This window comes from Streptomyces sp. NPDC042259 (assembly GCF_055582085.1).
Genome location: NZ_JBVJDW010000004.1, coordinates 253671 through 272399, shown reverse-complemented (window position 1 = coordinate 272399; position 18729 = coordinate 253671). Strand labels below are relative to the sequence as shown.

Sequence of the window (18729 nt, the reverse complement as noted above, 5' to 3'; positions counted from 1 at the left end):
GCGCCGGCCGGGCTCTCGGCCTGAGGATCGAGCTGCCTCGGGTCTCAGGCCGGCAGCCGCCCGCGCCGGCCCCGTATACGGCCCCTTATGCGGCCCCGCCCTTGGCCACGCCCACGGGTGCCGTGCCGACGCCGTCGGCGCAGGGCCGCGTCGGCCGAGAACATGGGCGCGCCCGCGAGGATCAGCGGCAGCCAGGCCATCAGATAGACGAGGTCGTTGCCGTAGTAGTAGGGCGTCGCCGCCCAGCTCACGGTCAGCCACAGGCTGAGGGAGATCAGGGCGCCCCCGGTCGCGGCCACCCGGGCGCACAGCCCCAGCAGCGTGCCTATGCCGACGGCGACCTCACCGATGCCTATCGCGTAACCGAAGCCGACGGGGCTCTTCAGCGCCAGGTCGACCAGCGCGGGGATCGCCGCGCCGTCCCGCACCGCCCGCATCAGCTCTCCGACCGAGCCCGGGCCGCTGCTCGCCAGGAAAGCGGAGTCGGTGAGCTTGTCGAGCCCCGCGTAGAGGAACGTGACCCCCAGGAACACCCGCAGCGGCAGCAGCGCGTACCGCGACAGGGCGGACCGCCGGTCCCCGCCGCCGCCCGTTCCCGTACGTCCCGTGAAAGCCATGCCGCCCGCCGCCTCTCCTGCCCCTTGCCTCCTACCGCACTCACCCGACCATACGTACGTCGGACGGAAAGCGCTCAGCCCTGTGGACAACCACAGGGCTGTGGATAACTCGGAGCCACCGGGCGGGCCGCGCGGACCTCAGCCGAGGAGTTCCGGCTCGCTGCGGATGATCTGCTGGTACAGCGGCTGGTAGTTGATCCAGGCCACCAGGTCGTTGCCGAGCTGCTCCCGGGTGTGCAGCGCGTTCTCGGGATCGATGAGCACCGGCTTCCCGGCGGCCTTCGCGACCAACTGCACCTGGCACGAGCGTTCCATCGTGATGAACCACCACGCCGCCGCGTCCACGGAGTCCCCGACGGTCAACAGCCCGTGGTTGCGCAGGATCACGGCCTTGTGCGGTCCGAGGGCGGCCGCTATCCGCCGTCCCTCCTCCTCATCGAGGACCACGCCCGTGAAGTCGTCGAAGACCGCGTGGTCCTGGTAGAAGGCACAGACGTCCTGGGTGATCGGCTCCAGCGGCTCCCCGAGCGCGGCCAGTGCCCGCCCGTACGTGGAGTGACTGTGCGCGGCGGCCACGACGTCCGGCCGGGCCCGGTGGACCTGCGAATGAATCGCGAACGCCGCCTGGTTGACGTGGTAGCGCCCCTCGACGACCTGCCCCTGGTGGTTCACCAGGATCAGATCGGAGACGGTGACGTGCTTGAAGGACATCCCGAACGGATTGACCCAGAAGCAGTCCGTGAACTCCGGGTCCCGCGCGGTGATATGACCCGCCACGCCCTCCTCGAACCCGAGCCGCCCGAAGAGCCGCAGCGCGGCCGCGAGCCGCTCCTTGCGGTACCGCCGCTCGTCCTCGACGTTCTCGTGCTGGGGCGGCATCGCGAAGTGGAGCCGGTCGGTGGGTACGGGCTCGGGGGGCGTGGGCTGCGGCATGACGGCTCTCCTCCGGCTGTTCCGTGGCTACGACACGGAAGCTACCGCCGGGTACCGGAGGAGGCCAGAGTCCTGTCCGCTCCGAGAGCTACATCCGATCGATCTCCGTGAGATCGATGTCGATGTCGAAGGGCACGGTGAGCTTGAGCGCGCCCCGGTACGTTCCCGTCGGAGCGTACTGACGTGTTTCCAGGTCCAGCGCGAAGACATGGACAACCGGCTGGTCGTCCACCCCCGCCATCTCCACCCGCCAGAAGTACGGAATGCCGGCCGTGGCGTACTTGTGCGGCTTGGTGTCGCGGTCGCGGGACTCGGAGTCCGGCGAGACGACCTCGACCGCCAGCATCACATCCCTGACCTGGAAGCTCGTCTGTCCTCGGCTCCGTACCGACGCGGCTCGTACGACCGCGACATCCGGCTCCGGGCCGTTGCGCTTGTCGATCACCACGGTCATTTCCCGGGCGACCTTGAACTCGGGCGGAGCGGTGCGCCGCAAGCCGTTCACCAGCAGGTCGATCACAACGCTGTGGAAATACCGTTGTGGACTCACGAAAACCAGACTCCCGTCGATCAGCTCCGTGTGCGGCGGGAGGTCGGGCAGCGTCAGCAGGTCGTCCACGGTGTAACCGTCCTGCGGCGGCACCGGCCAGTGGTGCGCGATCTCAGCGGTCATAAGTCCTCCCATGGACGGGATTCTGGGCCCTGGAACCAGCGTACCCACCACAAACGCCGGTGCCGCCGCCCAAACGAATGAGCGTCGGCACCGGCGTTCGACCCTGCCGCATCAGACGCCCCGCGCGGGTCCCGGACGTCGGTCGATCGCCGTGAGGTCGATGTCGAGGTCGAACGGCGCGGTGAGCTTCAACCGGTCGTGGTGGATGCCCGTGGGGACGTAGGCGCCGAGAGCCGGGTCGAGTTCATAGACGTAGACGACAGGAAGGCCGGCATTCTCCTCCACCCGCCAGAAGTGCCGGATCCCGGCAGCCGCGTACTTGCGGGGCTTGACCTCGCGATCACGGGCCATCGAATCCTCGGAGACGACCTCGACGGCGAGGACGACGTCCTCGGGCCTGTGCCAGGTCTGCTCCGGGCCCCGGTCTCCCTCGACGCGGAACACGAGGACATCGGGCTCGGGCCGGTTACGCGCGTCCAGCCTGATGGTCATCTCGCGGTCGACGTCCAGGCCGTCCGGAGCCTGCTCCAGGAGGGCCCGTTCCAGCAAGCGCATGGTGCGCATGTGGAACCGGGTCTGCGGACTCACCAGTACCAGGCTCCCGTCGATCAGCTCCGTGTGCGGAGGGAGATTCGGAAGCCGGTCGAGATCATCCGCCGTCCAGCCGCCCTTCGGCGGGCGGGCCCACTCGTACTGCTCGGGCAGCCCGTACTCGCGCGCGGCGCTCATGCTCGCTCCCATACGACGGAGTCTCGCCTGTACGGCCAGCGTACCCACCACAAACGCCGGTGCCGCCGCCCAAACGAATGAGCGGCGGCACCGGCGTTCGATCCTATGAGGGGATCGGTGGGACTACTCCCACTCGATCGTCCCCGGCGGCTTGCTCGTCACGTCGAGCACCACGCGGTTGACGTCCTTGACCTCGTTGGTGATGCGGGTCGAGATCTTCGCGAGCACCTCGTACGGCATCCGGGTCCAGTCCGCCGTCATGGCGTCCTCGGAGGAGACCGGGCGCAGCACGATCGGGTGGCCGTAGGTGCGGCCGTCGCCCTGGACGCCGACGCTGCGGACGTCGGCCAGCAGGACGACCGGGCACTGCCAGATCTCCTTGTCCAGACCGGCGGCCGTCAGCTCCTCGCGGGCGATGGCGTCGGCCTCGCGCAGCAGGTCCAGGCGCTCCTTGGTGACCTCGCCGACGATGCGGATGCCGAGGCCCGGGCCGGGGAAGGGCTGGCGCTGGACGATCTCGTCCGGCAGGCCCAGCTCGGCGCCGACCATCCGGACCTCGTCCTTGAACAGCTGGCGCAGCGGCTCGATGAGCTTGAACTCGAGGTCCTCGGGGAGGCCGCCCACGTTGTGGTGGGACTTGATGTTCGCGGTGCCGGTGCCGCCGCCGGACTCGACCACGTCCGGGTAGAGCGTGCCCTGGACGAGGAACGCGACGTCCTCGCCGTCGGCCGCGCCCTCGGCGACGATCTCGGCCTGGGCCTGTTCGAAGACGCGGATGAACTCACGGCCGATGATCTTGCGCTTGGTCTCCGGGTCGGAGACGCCGGCGAGCGCGGTCAGGAAGCGCTCCTGCGCGTCGACGACCTTGAGCTGCACACCGGTCGCGGCGACGAAGTCCTTCTCGACCTGCTCGGTCTCGCCCTTGCGCATCAGGCCGTGGTCGACGTAGACGCAGGTGAGCTGCGAGCCGATGGCCTTCTGGACGAGGGCGGCGGCCACGGCGGAGTCGACGCCGCCGGACAGCCCGCAGATGGCGCGCTTGGTGCCGACCTGCTCACGGATCGAGGCGATCTGCTCCTCGATGACGTTGCCGGTGGTCCACGTGGGCTCGATGCCGGCGCCACGGTAGAGGAAGTGCTCCAGGACCTGCTGGCCGTGGGTGGAGTGCAGCACCTCGGGGTGGTACTGGACGCCGTAGAGCTTCTTCTCGTCGTTCTCGAAGGCGGCGACGGGCACGACGTCCGTGGACGCGGTGACGGAGAAGCCCTCGGGGGCGGCGGAGCAGGCGTCGCCGTGCGACATCCACACCGACTGCTCGGCCGGCGTGCCCTCGAAGAGGGTCGAGCCGACCTTGGAGACGGTCAGCGGGGTGCGGCCGTACTCGCGAGCGCCGTTGTCGTCGACCGTGCCGCCGAGGGTGGTGGCCATCAGCTGGAAGCCGTAGCACATACCGAAGACGGGAATGTCGGCTTCGAAGAGGGAGCGGTCGATGCTCGGTGCACCTTCCGCGTAGACCGACGACGGACCGCCGGAGAGGATGATCGCCTTCGGGTTCTTGGCGAGCATCTCCTCCACCGGCATGGTGGACGGGACGATCTCGCTGTAGACCCGCGCCTCGCGGACGCGGCGGGCGATGAGCTGGGCGTACTGCGCGCCGAAGTCGACAACGAGGACGGGGTCCGCGGTGTTGTCGTGGGCGGCAGCAGGGGACGCTGATGGCACTTCGGCGGCCTTCCGGCGGTGAAACGGGGGGTTGGACTTTCCATTCTAACGGGCTCATACTGAGCCCATGTTTAAGCAGCTCACCTTCGCGTTTACCTATGGCACCGGCCCGACCGGCTGCCATGGTCGTGCTGCTTGATCCACTGATCAGCGACTTCCCAGGCGCCCCGGGCCGACAAGGCCCGGGGCGTTCTGCGTTTTCCGGGTCCGATGACCGGCCGCGGGGCCCCAGCCCCCAGGAGAGACGGACATGAGCACCCAGACCGCCACGGCACCCGCCGCCACCCCTACCCCCACGGCACCCATTGCCCCCACCGCCCCCGAGACCGGTGCGCGTACGGACGAGGCCGCCCGTCTGATCACCGGCGCGCGCGGCCGGATCGATGATCTCGACGGTCGGATCATCGGGCTCGTGCAGGAGCGGATGGCCGTCTCGGCGGTGATCCAACGCGAGCGGATCGCCTCGGGCGGGCCCCGGGTGAGCCTCGCCCGGGAGATGGAGATCCTCACCCACTTCAGCGATCAGCTCGGCAAGCCCGGCACCACCTTGGCCATGACCCTCCTGGAGCTGTGCCGGGGACGGATCTGAGCGGGATTCCGGGAACGGTCCCGGGAAGGACCTCCGCCGGAGCCGGGCCGGCCCGGGCCGAGCCCGACGCGGTGCCGGGCCCCGACGCCGTCACCCGTACGGCGCGTGACCGCTTCGCGACACGCTTCGTTGGACTCGTTGTCCGCGCCATCCAGGAGCGGCCCGCTTGTGCACCACGTGTGGCTTCCGCCCCTGTTCACCTGGGCGCCCGGCGACGACAGGGCGGATCCACCGGAGTGTGAGACGTACGAGCACGTATGTCGTGGGACCTCATTCCGGTGGCACGGTGGCCGGTCAGCAGGGGACAGCAGCCCGGCCGCCACCCAGGGTCGGTCGGTTCCGGGGACGCCTGGAACCGACCGTATCCGGTCGAAACGGTTGCGCACGGCGAGGGACATCCCCCACGATGCCAAGGGGACACCAAATCCCCGGGCCCGCACCGACATTGGTCGAACCAGCCGCGCGGCGGAACGGTTCATCGATGCCCCCGGGCCGGCACGACCTCTCGAACCCGCGGCGCTTCCCCCGGCGCCGCTTCGCGGCACCGACCCTGCCCTGACTCCGGTGCCGGCAGTCAAGGGCCCCGTGACCGCCCGCGCCCCCCGCGGAGGCGGCCACGGGGCCCTTCGCCGGTCCCCCGCCCCGCGGTGAGGTCGGGCCCCCGTGGGCCCTACGCCGGTGCGCCACCCCGCTCGGCGCCACCCCGCTCGCTGTCATCCCGCTCGGCGTCGGCGCGCTTCGGCGGCACCTTGGGCACCGCCAGGAACGGCAGCCGCAGCGCCCCGAACGCGTCCTTCGGGACCGCCGGGCTGCGGGGCTCGACGGCGGCCACGCGTTCGTAGGCACCGCCTTGCGGGGGACGGGGATCCGCCTCGCCCTTGTTCGGCCAGAAGGCCATCGCGCGCTCCGCCTGGGCCGTGATGGTCAGCGACGGGTTGACGCCCAGGTTCGCGGAGACGGCGGCGCCGTCGACGACGGAGACCCCCGGGTGCCCGTACAGCCGGTGGTACGGGTCGACGACCCCGCGGGTGGCGTCGGAGCCGATGGGGCAGCCGCCCAGGAAATGGGCGGTCAGCGGGGTGCCGATCAGTTCGCCGATGTTGCTGCCCGCGAAGCCGTTGATCTCCCGGGCGAGGTGCGTGGCCGCCTCGGCCGCCTCGGGGATCTGCTTCGGGTTGGGCGCGCCGTGTCCCTGCCGGGCCGTGAGCAGGCCCTTGCCCGGACCCTTCCGCCGCCGGTACGTGATCAGGGAGTTGTCCAGCGACTGCATGACCAGACCGATGATGGTGCGCTCGGACCAGCGGCGGTTGGACAGCGACCGCAGGGCCACCACCGGGTGCCGCGCGCAGTTCGCCGCGAAGGCCACCGCGCGTGGCACCCGGGTGCCCACCGGCACCTGCATGATCGACAGGGCGCCCATCGCGTTGGAGCCCTTGCCGTACCGGACGGGTTCGATGTGGGTATCGGCGTTCGGGTGGACGGAGGACGTGATCGCGACGCCGCGGGTGAAGTCGGCCTTCGGCGCCCCGTGGGCCTCGCGGTAGCGCCGGTCGTCGGTCATGGCGCCGACGAGCGCCTCGGAGTTGGTCCGGGTGAGGTGGCCGAGACGGTCGGGGATCCGGGGCAGCAGGCCCTTGTCCTTCATCGCGTGCAGCAGCGTCTGCGTGCCGTAGGTCCCGGCGGCGAGCACCACCCGTTCCGCGCGCAGCACCCTGGGCCGGGCCTTGCGCCGTTTGTCGGTGGGCACGGTGTAAACCTCGAACCCGCCGCCCGGGCGCTCGGTGAGGGCCACGACCGTGGTCATCGGGTGGATGACGGCCCCGGCCCGCTCGGCGAGGTACAGATAGTTCTCGGTGAGGGAGTTCTTCGCGCCGTGCCGGCAGCCGGTCATGCACTCGCCGCACTCGGTGCAGGCCCTGCGGGCCGGGCCCGCGCCGCCGAAGTACGGGTCGGGCACCTCGGCGCCCGGCTCGGCCCGCGCGGCACCCCCGGCGCCCCCGGCGTCCTGGCCGTCGCCGAAGAACACCCCGACCGGTGCCAGGTGAAAGGTGTCCCCCGCGCCCATCTTCTCGGCCGCCGCCTTGAGATGGACGTCCGAGGGCGTCACGGTCGGGTTGAGGCGTACCCCGAGCATGCGCCGGGCCTGGTCGTAGTACGGCCGCAACTCCTCCTGCCAGTCGGTGATGTGGGCCCACTGCGGGTCGTCGAAGAACGGTTTCGGCGGGACGTACAGCGTGTTGGCGTAGTTGAGCGAACCACCGCCCACGCCGGCGCCCGCCAGGACCATCACATTGCCGAGGAGGTGGATGCGCTGGATGCCGTAGAGCCCGAGGGCCGGGGCCCACAGATAGTCGCGCAGTGCCCAGGAGTTCCTGGGCAGGGTGTCGCGGGTGAAGCGACGGCCCGCCTCCAGCACCCCGACGCGGTAACCCTTCTCGGTCAGGCGCAGGGCGGACACCGAACCGCCGAAGCCCGAACCGATGACGATCACGTCGTAGTCGTAGTCGTGCTCAGCCACCGGGACCTCCGTAGGGGTGTGCGGATCCGTGGAGCGTGGGGTTCAGCGCAGACGCAGGGCCTTCATGGCGCGCAGGCCGCGTGACATGACCGCCGCGTACGTCTCGTCATCCAGCCCGAAGGCGGGAGCGAGGGGCATGATCCGCTGCTGGGCGACGGTCTGGGCCTCGGTGTACTTGAGTATGCCCTCGGAGCCGTGCCGACGTCCCAGCCCCGAGTCGCCCATGCCGCCCATGGGTGACTGCGCGCTGCCGTAGGCGGCCGCGTAGGCCTCGTTGACGTTGACGGTGCCCGCGCGCAGCCGCGCCGCGACCGCGCGGCCCCGCCGCCCGTCCCTGGTCCAGACGCTGGCGTTGAGCCCGTAGGGGGTGGCGTTGGCCAGGCGCACGGCCTCGTCCTCGTCGCGGAAGCGGTAGACGGAGACGACCGGGCCGAAGGTCTCCTCCGTGCGGACGGCCATGGGCTCCTCGACGCCTTCGAGGACGGTCGGCTCGTAGAACAACGGCCCGATGTCGGGCCGGGGGCGGCCGCCGGTGAGGACGGTGGCGCCCTGGGCGACGGCCTCCTCGACGTGCCGGGTGACGTTCCTCAGTTGCCGGTCGGAGACCAGCGACCCCATGTCGGCGCCGTAGGCGAGGGCCGTGCCGAGCCGCATCGCCTTCGTACGGGCGACGAACCGCCGGAGGAACTCGTCGGCGACCGACTCGTGGACGTACAGCCGCTCGATGGAGACGCACAGCTGGCCCGCGGAGGAGAAGCAGCCGCGGATCGCGCCCGCGGCGGCCTTCTCGACGTCGGCGTCCCGCAGGACCAGCATGGCGTTCTTGCCGCCGAGTTCGAGCGAGCAGCCCACCAGGCGGGCGGCGGCGCCCTGGGCGACCTCGCGGCCGGTGCGGGTCGAGCCGGTGAAGGAGACGTAGTCGGCGTGCGCGACGACGGCCGGGCCGACGACCGGGCCCTCCCCGAGCACCACCTGCCACACATCGGCGGGCAGGCCCGCCTCGATCAGCAGTTCGCGGGCCCACAGGGCGGTCAGGGCCGTCTCGGTGTCGGGCTTCATCACGACGGCGTTGCCCGCGGCGAAGGCGGGCAGGGCGTCACCGACGGACAGCTCGAAGGGGTAGTTCCAGGGGGCTATCTGACCGACGACCCCGCGCGGCCCGCGCAGTTCGGTGACCTTGGTGAGGGTCGGGATGACCCCGGTGTGCGGCCTGGGCCGCAGATAAGCCGGTGCCTTGCGCCCGTAGTGGCGGGCCGCGACGGCGACGGCCTGCACTTCCTCGTGGGCGTGCAGTCTGACCTTGCCGGTCTCCAGCTGGATGAGGTCCAGGACCTCGCTCTGCCGCGCGAGCACGAGGTCGTGGAAGCGCAGCAGTACCGCCGCGCGCTGCCGCACGGGCACGGCGGCCCAGCGGCGCTGTGCCGCGCGGGCCCGGTCGAAGGCGACGGCGACGTCCTGCGGGGTCGACTCCGGCAGGTCGGCCAGCTTCCGCCCGGTGAGGGGCGTGTGGTTGGCGGTCGTTCCGCTGCCGATGACCCCGGCGGTGAGACGGGCGACGAGGGCGGGGGTGACGACGTCGGCGGCGCCGCGAACTCCCGGCGCGGCCACGGGATTTCCGCCGGAGCCCGGTGCCCCCTTCGTCTCCTCGATGGTCGCCGTTGCCCCGGATATGCCGGGTATCCCTGCTGCGTCGCGCCGCGAGTCCGTCATGGGGGCGAGCGTAGGCGCGGGCCGACACTTTGGGTACCCGCCAGTAGCCCCATTTCACCGGTCGGGCACCGCAGGCCGCACCCGCCGCACCCGACGCTCTCCGGTGCGGCGGCTGCGACGGGCGCGGCGGGTGGTGTCGTTACTCCTGGAGCTTGAGGTACTGGAGCACGTTCTCGAAGAGCTTGTCGCCGTCCTTGCGGGACTCGCCCTTCTCGGGCATCCGCACTTCGAGCTGCCAGGAGACGTTCTTGGCCTTGTTGACGATGACCTGGGTCCGGATGAGTCTCTTGGGGTCGTCCTCGTCGCTCCCGGACTTGCGGTAGACGGTCCGGACCTCCGCCGTGTCCATGCCCTTGTAGGCCGCCTCGGTCTTCTTCGCCACGGGGTCGACGAGCCCCGGGGCGGTGCCGCCCTGGTAGTAGTCCTTGAGCTTGTCGGCTTCGGCGTCGGCCGAGCCGATGTCGGGCTTGGGCGTGGACGAGCCCGGCTTGGGCTCCTCCGACGCGCGGGTCAGATAGACGACGAACACACCGCTGGGGTCGCTGAAGCCGACCCATCCCTTGTCCGCGTCCATGGTCTTGACGTAGTCCTCGGGGACCGCGAGGGACGCCCGCACGATCTCCGGTTCCTCCCGGACCTTCCAGTGCAGCGGTATCGCCGGTCCGACCGCGAACGGATTCACGACGAGGAGCACCGCCGCGGCGGCCAGGGCGATGACGCCGCCACCGAGCCCCCACTGCGCCTTGCGGTTGCCCTGGAGCACGGGCGGCACCCAGCGGCTGCCGGCGGAGGACGGCACGGACGGGGCGAACGCGGCGGGCTGCGGAGCGGTCGGACGGGCCACGGACTCCAGCGTCTGCCGGGCCTCCGCGCTCGTCGGGCGGGCCGCCGGGTCCTTGCGCAGCAGTTGCATGACGAGCGTTCCGAGCGCGCCCGAACCACGCGAGGGGATCTGCGGCTCGGTGGACAGGATGCTCTGGAGGGTGGCAGGGGTGTTACTGCGGCGGAAGGGGGAGACGCCTTCCACAGCCGCGTAGAGCACGACACCCAGCGACCACAGGTCGGACTCCGGGCCGGGCACCTGGCCCAGCACCCGTTCCGGAGCGACGTATTCGGGCGAGCCGACGAAGGCGCCCGTCTCCGTCAGCCCCTGCTCGCCCTCGATCCGGGCGATGCCGAAGTCGGTGAGCACCACCCGGTCGTCGGGGCCGAGCAGCACGTTGTCGGGCTTCACGTCGCGGTGCAGCACGCCCGCCGCGTGGGCGGCGGACAGCGCGCCGAGGACCGCCAGACCGATCTTGGCGGTCTCGCGGGGGTCCAGGGTGCCCTCGGTGAGCCGGTCGGCGAGGGAGCGCCCGCGCACCAGCTCCATCACGATCCACGGACGGCCGTCCTCGACGACCACGTCGTGGACGGTGACGACCGAGGGGTGGTCGATGCGGGCGGCGGCGCGGGCCTCGCGCTGCATGCGCTGGTAGACGGTCTGCCGCATGCTCTCCGGCAGGTGGTCGGGGACGCGCGGCTCCTTCACGGCGACATCGCGGTCGACGACCTCGTCACGGGCCTTCCACACCGTGCCCATGCCACCGTGACCGAGGCGGGAGAGGAGCCGGTAGCGGCCGCCGACCGTACGGCCGGCGCCGGGGTCGGCCGGCTCCCGAGGGGGCGGGGTGTGGTGGGCCGTCGGCTGGTACGACCCGTTCGTCCCGTTCGGTGCCGCGATATGGCCGGAATAGGGATGGCCCGGCGCGCCGGACGCGGCCGGAACGCTCGGCGGCTGGAGCCCGTAGCTGGTGGGCTCGTCGGCCCGTCCCCCGTGGTTCGTCATGAACCAATCAATACCAACCGGGGGTCCGTGGGCGCATCTCGGCCGCCTCGGCCGCACCCGGCTCAGGGCGACGAAACCGGCCGGGTGCGCACAAAGGTGTCCAGGGCGGTGTCGAAATGCCGCCGCCCCTCGACCGACTTGCCGGCCGGGCCCGACACCCACACGTCGTACATCTTGCCGCCCTCGTCCCAGCCGAGGTCGTAGGTGTGGCGGGGGCCGGCGTCCTCCTCGAAGCCGCTCCAGGTGAACTCCCACGAGGCGGCCGGGTACCCCTTGTGGGTCGTCTTCTCGACCCGGCCGTCGCAGTAGCCGGGATAGCGGTCCGGTGCCTGGTCGGCGGAGCTGCGCATCGCGCCGATCGGGCCGTCGGGGCGAGGGTCCTGGATGAGGATGCCGATCCGGAACTCCTTGCCGGGCGAGTAGTAGAAGACGCGCGGTGGTTCGAGGGAGCGGGTGTAGCCGTCGGGCACGGCGAGCGCGAACCCGGCCGGGTCCTGCACGACGTGGTACCCGGCGGGTGCCTTCACGCGCGGCGGGACGGCGGGCGCGGCGACGGACGCCTGTCCGGAGGGGACCGACGGGCGTCCCGGCCGCGCGGCCACCGGAGGCGCTTCCCGGTCCACCAGGACGACGGCGAGCCCGGCGCCCGTTCCGGCCAGGGCGGTGAGGGCGAGGGCGGCCAACAGGACGGTACGCGCGCGCCCGCGCCGCGCGGTGCGGGGCGGGTGGGTGCCTGTGCCGTGGGGTGCCGTGTCGGGAGACGGAGGTGCCGGAGGTGTCGGGGGCTCCTGGGGTGCCGGGAGTTCCTGGGATACCGGGGCTTCCTGGGGTGCCGGGAGCGGTGGGGCGGGCGGCGGTACGGGGACGCCGCGCTGCGTGGGGGTGTAGCGGGTGGCGGGCGCCAGCCGCCCGGTGTCGAGGTAGCCGCGCAGCAGCCGCTCGGCCTCGTCCGCGCCCATCCGGTGCCCGGGGTCGCGTTCCAGCAGGCCGCGTACGACCGGCAGCAGCGGGCCCGCGTCGGCCGGTGGCCGGATCTCGTCGTAGACGACGGCGTGCAGGATCCCGCCGAGGGAATCACGGTGGAAGGGCGACGCACCACTGAGCGAGGTGCACAACAGCACTCCCAGGGACCACAGATCGGATTCCGGCCCGGCGCGGCCGCCCGACATGCGCTCCGGCGCGGTGTACTCGGGCGAGCCGACGAACGCCCCGGTCTCGGTGATCGTCGTCGCCCCCGACACCTGGGCGATGCCGAAGTCCGTCAGCACGATACGGCCGGTGCCGGCCTCCAGGAGGACGTTCGCGGGCTTGATGTCCCGGTGCAGCACACCACGCGCGTGGGCGGCGCGCAGCGCCCCCAGCATCGCGACCCCGATCCGGGCCGCCTCCCGCGAGGTGACGGGCCCCTCGGCGGCCAGCCGGTCGGACAGCGCCCGGCCGTCCACCAGCTCCATGACGATCCAGGGACGCCCGTCCTGTTCGACGATGTCATGCAGGACGATCACGTTCGGATGCTTGATCTGCGCGACCGTACGGGCCTCGCGCAGCGTGCGGTCGCGGTGCGCCTGCGCCTCGGCGGCGCTCAGCTCGCCGTCGACGTGCAGCTCCTTGACCGCGACCTCGCGGGCCAGCAGCTCGTCATTGGCACGCCAAACGGTGCCCATGCCGCCACGCCCGATCCTCGGCCCGAGCCGGTAGCGGCCGGCGATCAACCCTTCGGGTGCAGCGAAGGTCCCCATGGAGCCCATCTTGCCGCACGTCCGGGCACTTCACGGGCCCGGCGCCGGATGCGTCCCCCGGCCGGCACGCCGAGTTCAGCCGGTCTGTCGGCGCTCGATCACCATCAGCACCCCGTGGCTCCCGTGTCGCACGGCGTGCGAGGTCCGGGGCGGTACGACATACAACTCGCCCGCCCGCACGACGACGGGCGTGCCGTCGATCTTCTCGGCCGGGCCGGCCTAGTCGGCCTGGTCGACCGGGAACGCGGGCGTCCGGCCCCCGCGCCGCGTGCGGACCGCCCGGCGGGCACGCTCGACCGGGGCGGTCATCTGCGGCAGCCCCGGCGGTCGCAGCGCCCCGTAGTCCGTGAACCGCACAACCCCGCACGTCCCGCAGCGCGCCTCGCCGCCGGCGCGCCTCCACCCCGAACGATGGCCGCACTCCCGCACCCGCGTGCGGACGGTCATCGTCAGCGCTCCTCAGCGAGCAGGTGTGCCGTCCGCCGGTGCCGGCGCATGGCGACGAGCGCGTCTCCGGCCTCCACCTCGCCCGCCCCGGCCGTAGCCCGCCGCCAGGCGGCTTCCAGGTCCGCGCACTCCCCGCAGCCGAGCAACGGCCTGGGCCCGGTCGGCCACAGGCCCGCGCCTCCCGCTCCTCCCGCGTGGCCAGCCGCAGCACGGAAGAGGGCACCTCCCACTCCAGCCCACCCCCGGGACGCCGCAACTGCACCCGCTGCCCCGCGCCTCCGATCACCTGCGCGATCCGGCTCTCCCGCGTGTCCACCACGAACGCGCCGTTCCTGTACGTCATCGCATCGCACCTCCTTCCCTGACCGCACTGCTATTCGCGAAAAGCAGCAAGCTGTCCCTGGAGGCACCCACATCCGGGTGGTCGCATACCGTGTGAAGCGGCAAGGGTGGGAAGCTCAAACGGCCGGAGGACATCGTGAGCAACAGCAGGTGGATCAGCAGCTCGATGCCGTACCTGACGCCGCGCGCCACCGGTGGGGGCGACGCCTGGGGAGCCGAAGCCGCAGCCCAGGGCCGACGCGGAAGCCAGCGCATCGTTCATGCCGGGGAGGTGGCGGCACCACCGGATGTCGCCGAGCTGCTGGGACTTCCCGCCGGGGATTCCGTCGTCGTGCGTCGCCGGATGATGTATCTCGATGACCGGCCGAACGAGCTGACGGACACCTACTACCCCACCGCCATCGCCCGCAGCACCCGTCTCGCCAAGACGGCCAAGATCCCCGGTGGAGCAATCACGCTGCTCGCCGAACTCGGGTACGTGGGTGCGAAGGTCCGCGAGGACGTGATCGCTGGGATGCCGAGCGACGAAGAGCGGGAGCTGCTCCAGACAGCGGAGGATGAACCCGTTCTGCGTTTGACACGGCTCTCGCTCGACAGTCGGCAGCGACCGTTCCAGGTCGACGTGATGACCATGCCCGCGCATCGCCAGCGACTGCGTTACGAGATCAGGATCGGATGACCGTGCACAAGACCGAGGCGGACTCGTCGGACCGCCGCTCTCTGCACGAGCGGATCGCTGCCGACCTGCGCGACGAGATCATGAGCGGCGACTTGCCCCCTGGCGGCAACCTGCCGTCCACCGTGCAGCTCAAAGCCAGGTTCGACGCCTCCAACGCAACAGTGCAGAAAGCTCTGCAGCTATTCAAAGACGAACACTTGGTCATCGGACGGCCGGGGGCAGCCGTCACCGTCCGCGAACGTCGGCAGCGAACCATGCGCCCTGCGGCGTACATGGCCCCGTCGACAGCTGGTGAACCGTACCGCTGGATCACGGAGGCCTCGAAACAAGGTGCGCAAGCACGTAGCAAACTGCTCGAAGTCGCAGAGGTCGAACCACCCACAGACGTCTCTGTGGCCTTGCGGCTTCCAGAGGGGGGCATGGCACTGCTGCGCCGCCAGCTGCTTTTGATCGACGATGAGCCGGTGGAATTGGTGAAGTCCTACTACCCATTGGAGATCGTCCGTGGCTCCGCCATAACGGAGCGCCGAAAAGTCAAAGGCGGCACACCGACGCTTCTCAACGACCTGGGCTTTCCGCCTCGGCTCAGCGTGGACAAGGTCTCAGCCCGCGTCCCCACGCAGGAGCAGTACAACGCGCTCCGACTGCCCAGCAACCTGCCGGTCCTTCGGACGCTCCGCGTTGTCTACAGCGACAATGAACGGCCCATCGAGGTGACCGTCATGGTCAAAGCCGGGCACCTCTACGAAATGCAGTATGAGTTCACGCCTGAGTGATCAGCGCTGACCCGTCGAAGGCTACGCACCACTCATCCGTCGGCGTGGACGGTCCGCGAACTACGCGAGGAGATCGCGGTGTTCAGCAGCCGCCCCGCACTCGCTCTGCCGAGCTAGACGCGGGGGTAGAGTCCCCGGCATGCATCCGGTCATGCGCGACGACGCACGCCTCGCTCTCGTGAACTGACCATCGACGACGTGGACGCCGTATTCGCGATCTACGGCAGCCCGGAGACCACCGAGCACCTCAGTTTCACGCCGCGCTCACGCGAGGAGGTCGGCAGCATCGTCACCCGGTCCATGTCCTCGGCCACGGCCTCCCCGCGCGAGGAGTACGCGCTCGCCGTCGTCGAGCGGACCACCGACGACCTGATCGGCTTCGCCCGTCTGGCCACGGACCCGCACCAGCCACGCGCCGCCACGATCGGCAGCGCGTTGCGCCCGGACACCTGGGGCGTCGGGTACGGGAGCGAAACTTTGCGCTTGCTCCTGACCCTCGCTTTCACGGACCTGGACCTGCACCGCGTCTGGGCGGCGCGGTCTCCGCTGAACGTGGCAGCGGAGAAGACCCTGGAGGCTGCCGGGTTCACGGAGGAAGGCCGGATCCGCAGTCACGTCCACGTCCGTGGGGCGTGGCGCGATTCCATCGTCCACGGGCTCCTCCGCGAGGAGTGGAACGCCGAACCCTTCGCGGGCGAGGCGTAGGGCACACGACCGTCCACCAGCCACTCGGTCGAGCGCGAGGGCCGGTGAGGACGGATGAGGGAGCGCTTCGGTGCAGAACCGCCAACGGCCCGCGATCACCACTGAGCAATGGTCCGATGCCAAGCTCATATGGGACTACCACCAGTTGAGGCACGAGGTACGTCCCTGTTCGGCGGCGATCGGTCTCGGTAGTCACGATCTCGGGGTGGCGGCCACCGGAGCCGAGTTGTATCACGCCGGGCTGTTCCCCCTGATCGTCTTCAGCGGTGGCAACAGTCCGACCACAGCGGCCCGCTTCCCGCACGGAGAGGCGGTCCATTTCCGCTCCCACGCCCTCGCGCTGGGCGTGCCCGACGACGCGATTCTCCTCGAACCGAATGCGCGCAACACCGGTCAGAACATCACGCTGTCACGTGAGGTGTTGCTCAAGGCCCATGTCGCCGTCGACTCGCTGCTCCTGATCTCCAAGCCGTACATGGAGCGCCGTTCCTACGCCACGTGCCGCAAGCTTTGGCCGGAGGTCGAGGTCATCTGCGCCTCCGAGCCCCTCGAATTCGATGACTACATGAAGTCCATCGGGGACGCGAAACTGGTCGTAGACATGCTGGTCGGCGATCTGCAAAGAATCATCGAGTACCCGGCGCTCGGGTTCGCCGTCGAGCAGGAAGTGCCGGGCGACGTTCACGACGCCTATCGACGCCTCTTGCGTTCCGGTTTCGACAGTCGGCTGCTGCGCGCCTCACAGTGAGAGGGCGCCGCCCAGGAAGGACACCATGAGCACCGGCGAGTGGACCAGCAGTTCCCTGCCCTATCTGACAGCGCGCGGCACAGGTCGGCCAGACGCCTGGACCGCTGAGGCCGCCGCCCAAGGGCGGCGGGGAAGTCAGCGCATCGTCCATGCAGGAGAAGTGCCCGCGCCGCCGGACGTCGCGGAGTTGCTCGGGCTGCCCACGGGCGAGAGCGTGGTCGTGCGTCGGCGGGTGATCCTCCTCGACGACCGGCCGAACGAGCTGACCGACACCTACTACCCCACCGCCATCGCCCGTGGCACGCGTCTCGCCGGGACGGCCAAGATTCCCGGGGGCGCGGTCACACTGCTCGCGGACCTCGGCTACACCGGCGCCCGCGTCCGCGAGGACGTGATCGCCCGTATGCCGAGCGCGGAGGAGCGGGAAGTGCTCCGCACCGCGCCGGACGAACCCGTTCTGCACCTGACACGGCTCACGCTCGACCGCGACGACTCGCCGATCCAGGTCGACGTGATGACCATGACGGCGTCCCGCCAGCGGCTGCGGTACGAGATCACGATCGGCTGACCGCGTCCGAGGCCGAGGCGGGCTCTCCGGCCGCGAAGGGACCGGCGTCAAGCCTGGCGACGAGCGCCGGGAAGATCTTGGACCGGTGCATCGTTGTCACTGGACATGACACATTTCGACGGCTTCGACGCCGCCACGGCCAGCCTCCTCGACGGCAAGAACTTCGCCACCCTCGCCACGGTCAATCCCGATGGCGGTCCCCAGACTTCGGTGGTCTGGTTCGTGCGCGAGGGCGACACGGTGCTCATCTCCTCGACCGCCGGCCGCAAGAAGACCCGGAACATGGAGCGCGACCCGCGCGTCAGCCTCTCGGTCTTCGATCTGGAGAACCCGTATCGGTCGGCCGAGATCCGGGGCACCGCCGAGCTGGTGCCCGACCCGGAGAAGGTGCTGCCGAAGCGGCTCTCGCAGCGTTACCTGGGCGAGGACCCGCCGCAGGAGACGGAGAGCCGACTGATCGTCCGGATCACCCCGGAGCGGGTGAACGGCTTCTCGGTGTAGGTCCCGACACCTGCTACCCCGCCGGGACGGCCAAGGTGCCGGGGGGGGGACGAACACGCTCCTCGCGGACTTCGGATGAACCGGCGTCCGCGTCCGTGAGGACGTGATCGCCGGCACGCAGGACGAGGACGAGCGGAAACCGCTCCCAACCGCGCCGGACGCGGCCGAGCCGCAGGCCCGAGGCGCGGCCACCCGGGGTGACGGCACATTCCACCCCCCACGTCATGTAAAGTTGCCTCCGCAACGCCAACCGGCAGCATCACCGCCGGGAAGCCGAGCACTCGTAGCTCAACGGATAGAGCACTTGACTACGGATCAAGAGGTTGCAGGTTCGAATCCTGCCGAGTGCACAGCCCGAAAGGCCCCTTCCATCAGTGGAAGGGGCCTTTCGCGTTTTCCGGACCGCAAAGGCGAAGGCTCACGGCCGCCAGACATACCGCACATCCGGCTCCCGCTCCTCGTTCGCCGAGCCGTCCGTGCGCTCCGCTTCCACGAAGCCGTGGCGTTCGTAGAAGCGGTGAGCCGGGGTGTTGATCTGGAAGGTCCACAGGTCCAGGCCGGTGGGGCAGCGGTTCTTCGCCAGGGTCACGAAGCGGTCGCCCAGGCCGTGGCCCCGCCAGGCCGGTGCCAGGTAGAGCTGGTCCAGCCAGGCCCGGTGCAGGACCATCATGCCGACGATCTCCCCGCCGGCCTCCGCGACCCACGTCTCACACTCCGGGATCACCACGTGGCGGAAGTAGTCGCGGACCTCGTCGTCCGTGTGCGCCCGGCGCACCGTCGGTAGGGCCGCGTCGTACGAGCAGAGCCAGGTCTCGGCCGTGCCGGCCGCGTCGGCGGGGGTGGCGCGGCGGATCAAGGCCTTATGGGCAATGGCGAGCGCGGGAAGGTTCATGCCGCGCACCGTC

The 18729-nt window shown here is 70.7% G+C and carries 18 protein-coding genes and 1 tRNA gene; 8 read left to right on the top strand and 11 right to left on the bottom strand.

The genetic code is table 11. The features are described 5' to 3' along the window. Positions 1–44: 44 nt before the first annotated feature. From ACZ6MA_RS13490 to guaA, 5 genes are all read right to left on the bottom strand, one after another. Complete coding sequence (locus ACZ6MA_RS13490; protein ID WP_469433512.1) at positions 45–617, bottom strand: DoxX family membrane protein; 573 nt, start codon at positions 615–617, stop codon at positions 45–47. A 138-nt stretch (positions 618–755) separates the two neighbouring features. Further along, complete coding sequence (locus ACZ6MA_RS13485; protein ID WP_469433511.1) at positions 756–1550, bottom strand: class II aldolase/adducin family protein; 795 nt, start codon at positions 1548–1550, stop codon at positions 756–758. Between the two features lie 88 nt (positions 1551–1638). Continuing rightward, positions 1639–2223 (bottom strand): Uma2 family endonuclease, encoded by a 585-nt coding sequence (locus ACZ6MA_RS13480; RefSeq protein ID WP_469433509.1) that lies wholly within the window; start codon positions 2221–2223, stop codon positions 1639–1641. Positions 2224–2334: 111 nt separating this feature from the next. Then, positions 2335–2952, bottom strand: coding sequence for a Uma2 family endonuclease (locus ACZ6MA_RS13475; protein ID WP_469433508.1), 618 nt, complete (start codon positions 2950–2952; stop codon positions 2335–2337). Positions 2953–3075: 123 nt separating this feature from the next. Continuing rightward, positions 3076–4674 carry a glutamine-hydrolyzing GMP synthase gene (guaA, locus tag ACZ6MA_RS13470; protein WP_469433506.1) on the bottom strand — a complete coding sequence of 533 codons (1599 nt, stop codon included), beginning with the start codon at positions 4672–4674 and terminating at the stop codon, positions 3076–3078. A gap of 250 nt (positions 4675–4924) precedes the next feature. Between guaA and ACZ6MA_RS13465 the strand changes: the two genes are divergently transcribed. Further along, positions 4925–5263, top strand: a complete 339-nt coding sequence (locus ACZ6MA_RS13465) for a chorismate mutase (RefSeq protein ID WP_469433505.1) — start codon at positions 4925–4927, stop codon at positions 5261–5263. Between the two features lie 670 nt (positions 5264–5933). Here ACZ6MA_RS13465 and ACZ6MA_RS13460 read toward each other — a convergent pair. The 5 genes from ACZ6MA_RS13460 to ACZ6MA_RS13440 form a co-directional block, all read right to left on the bottom strand. Next, entirely contained in the window at positions 5934–7781 is a 1848-nt protein-coding gene (locus ACZ6MA_RS13460) for a GMC oxidoreductase (RefSeq protein ID WP_469433504.1), read from the bottom strand. A gap of 42 nt (positions 7782–7823) precedes the next feature. After that, complete coding sequence (locus ACZ6MA_RS13455; protein WP_469433502.1) at positions 7824–9491, bottom strand: succinic semialdehyde dehydrogenase; 1668 nt, start codon at positions 9489–9491, stop codon at positions 7824–7826. Between the two features lie 139 nt (positions 9492–9630). After that, the gene (locus ACZ6MA_RS13450; RefSeq protein ID WP_469433500.1) at positions 9631–11319 is read right to left on the bottom strand and encodes a serine/threonine-protein kinase; all 1689 of its coding nucleotides are present in this window, start codon (positions 11317–11319) and stop codon (positions 9631–9633) included. Between the two features lie 62 nt (positions 11320–11381). Then, complete coding sequence (locus ACZ6MA_RS13445) at positions 11382–13058, bottom strand: serine/threonine-protein kinase (protein ID WP_469433498.1); 1677 nt, start codon at positions 13056–13058, stop codon at positions 11382–11384. Positions 13059–13277: 219 nt separating this feature from the next. Then, positions 13278–13505, bottom strand: coding sequence for a DUF6255 family natural product biosynthesis protein (locus ACZ6MA_RS13440; protein ID WP_469433497.1), 228 nt, complete (start codon positions 13503–13505; stop codon positions 13278–13280). A gap of 478 nt (positions 13506–13983) precedes the next feature. On the opposite strand from ACZ6MA_RS13440, the gene ACZ6MA_RS13435 reads away from it, so the two are divergent. The 7 genes from ACZ6MA_RS13435 to ACZ6MA_RS13405 all read left to right on the top strand — a co-directional run bounded on the left by ACZ6MA_RS13435 (position 13984) and on the right by ACZ6MA_RS13405 (position 18174). After that, positions 13984–14526 carry a GntR family transcriptional regulator gene (locus tag ACZ6MA_RS13435; RefSeq protein ID WP_469433495.1) on the top strand — a complete coding sequence of 181 codons (543 nt, stop codon included), beginning with the start codon at positions 13984–13986 and terminating at the stop codon, positions 14524–14526. Beyond that, entirely contained in the window at positions 14523–15302 is a 780-nt protein-coding gene (locus tag ACZ6MA_RS13430) for a GntR family transcriptional regulator (protein WP_469433494.1), read from the top strand. Before ACZ6MA_RS13435 ends, ACZ6MA_RS13430 begins: the two co-directional genes overlap by 4 nt. Positions 15303–15500: 198 nt before the next feature. Beyond that, complete coding sequence (locus ACZ6MA_RS13425) at positions 15501–16007, top strand: GNAT family N-acetyltransferase (protein ID WP_469433492.1); 507 nt, start codon at positions 15501–15503, stop codon at positions 16005–16007. A gap of 70 nt (positions 16008–16077) precedes the next feature. Further along, positions 16078–16755 carry a YdcF family protein gene (locus ACZ6MA_RS13420; RefSeq protein ID WP_469433491.1) on the top strand — a complete coding sequence of 226 codons (678 nt, stop codon included), beginning with the start codon at positions 16078–16080 and terminating at the stop codon, positions 16753–16755. A gap of 25 nt (positions 16756–16780) precedes the next feature. Continuing rightward, the gene (locus ACZ6MA_RS13415; RefSeq protein WP_469433489.1) at positions 16781–17323 is read left to right on the top strand and encodes a GntR family transcriptional regulator; all 543 of its coding nucleotides are present in this window, start codon (positions 16781–16783) and stop codon (positions 17321–17323) included. 105 nt (positions 17324–17428) lie between these two features. Further along, a complete protein-coding gene (locus ACZ6MA_RS13410; protein WP_469433488.1) occupies positions 17429–17824 on the top strand; it encodes a PPOX class F420-dependent oxidoreductase in 396 nt (131 codons plus the stop codon). Positions 17825–18101: 277 nt separating this feature from the next. Then, a tRNA-Arg gene (locus ACZ6MA_RS13405) sits at positions 18102–18174 on the top strand. A gap of 68 nt (positions 18175–18242) precedes the next feature. Here ACZ6MA_RS13405 and ACZ6MA_RS13400 read toward each other — a convergent pair. Beyond that, positions 18243–18716 carry a GNAT family N-acetyltransferase gene (locus ACZ6MA_RS13400; RefSeq protein ID WP_469433486.1) on the bottom strand — a complete coding sequence of 158 codons (474 nt, stop codon included), beginning with the start codon at positions 18714–18716 and terminating at the stop codon, positions 18243–18245. Between the last annotated feature and the right edge of the window lie 13 nt (positions 18717–18729).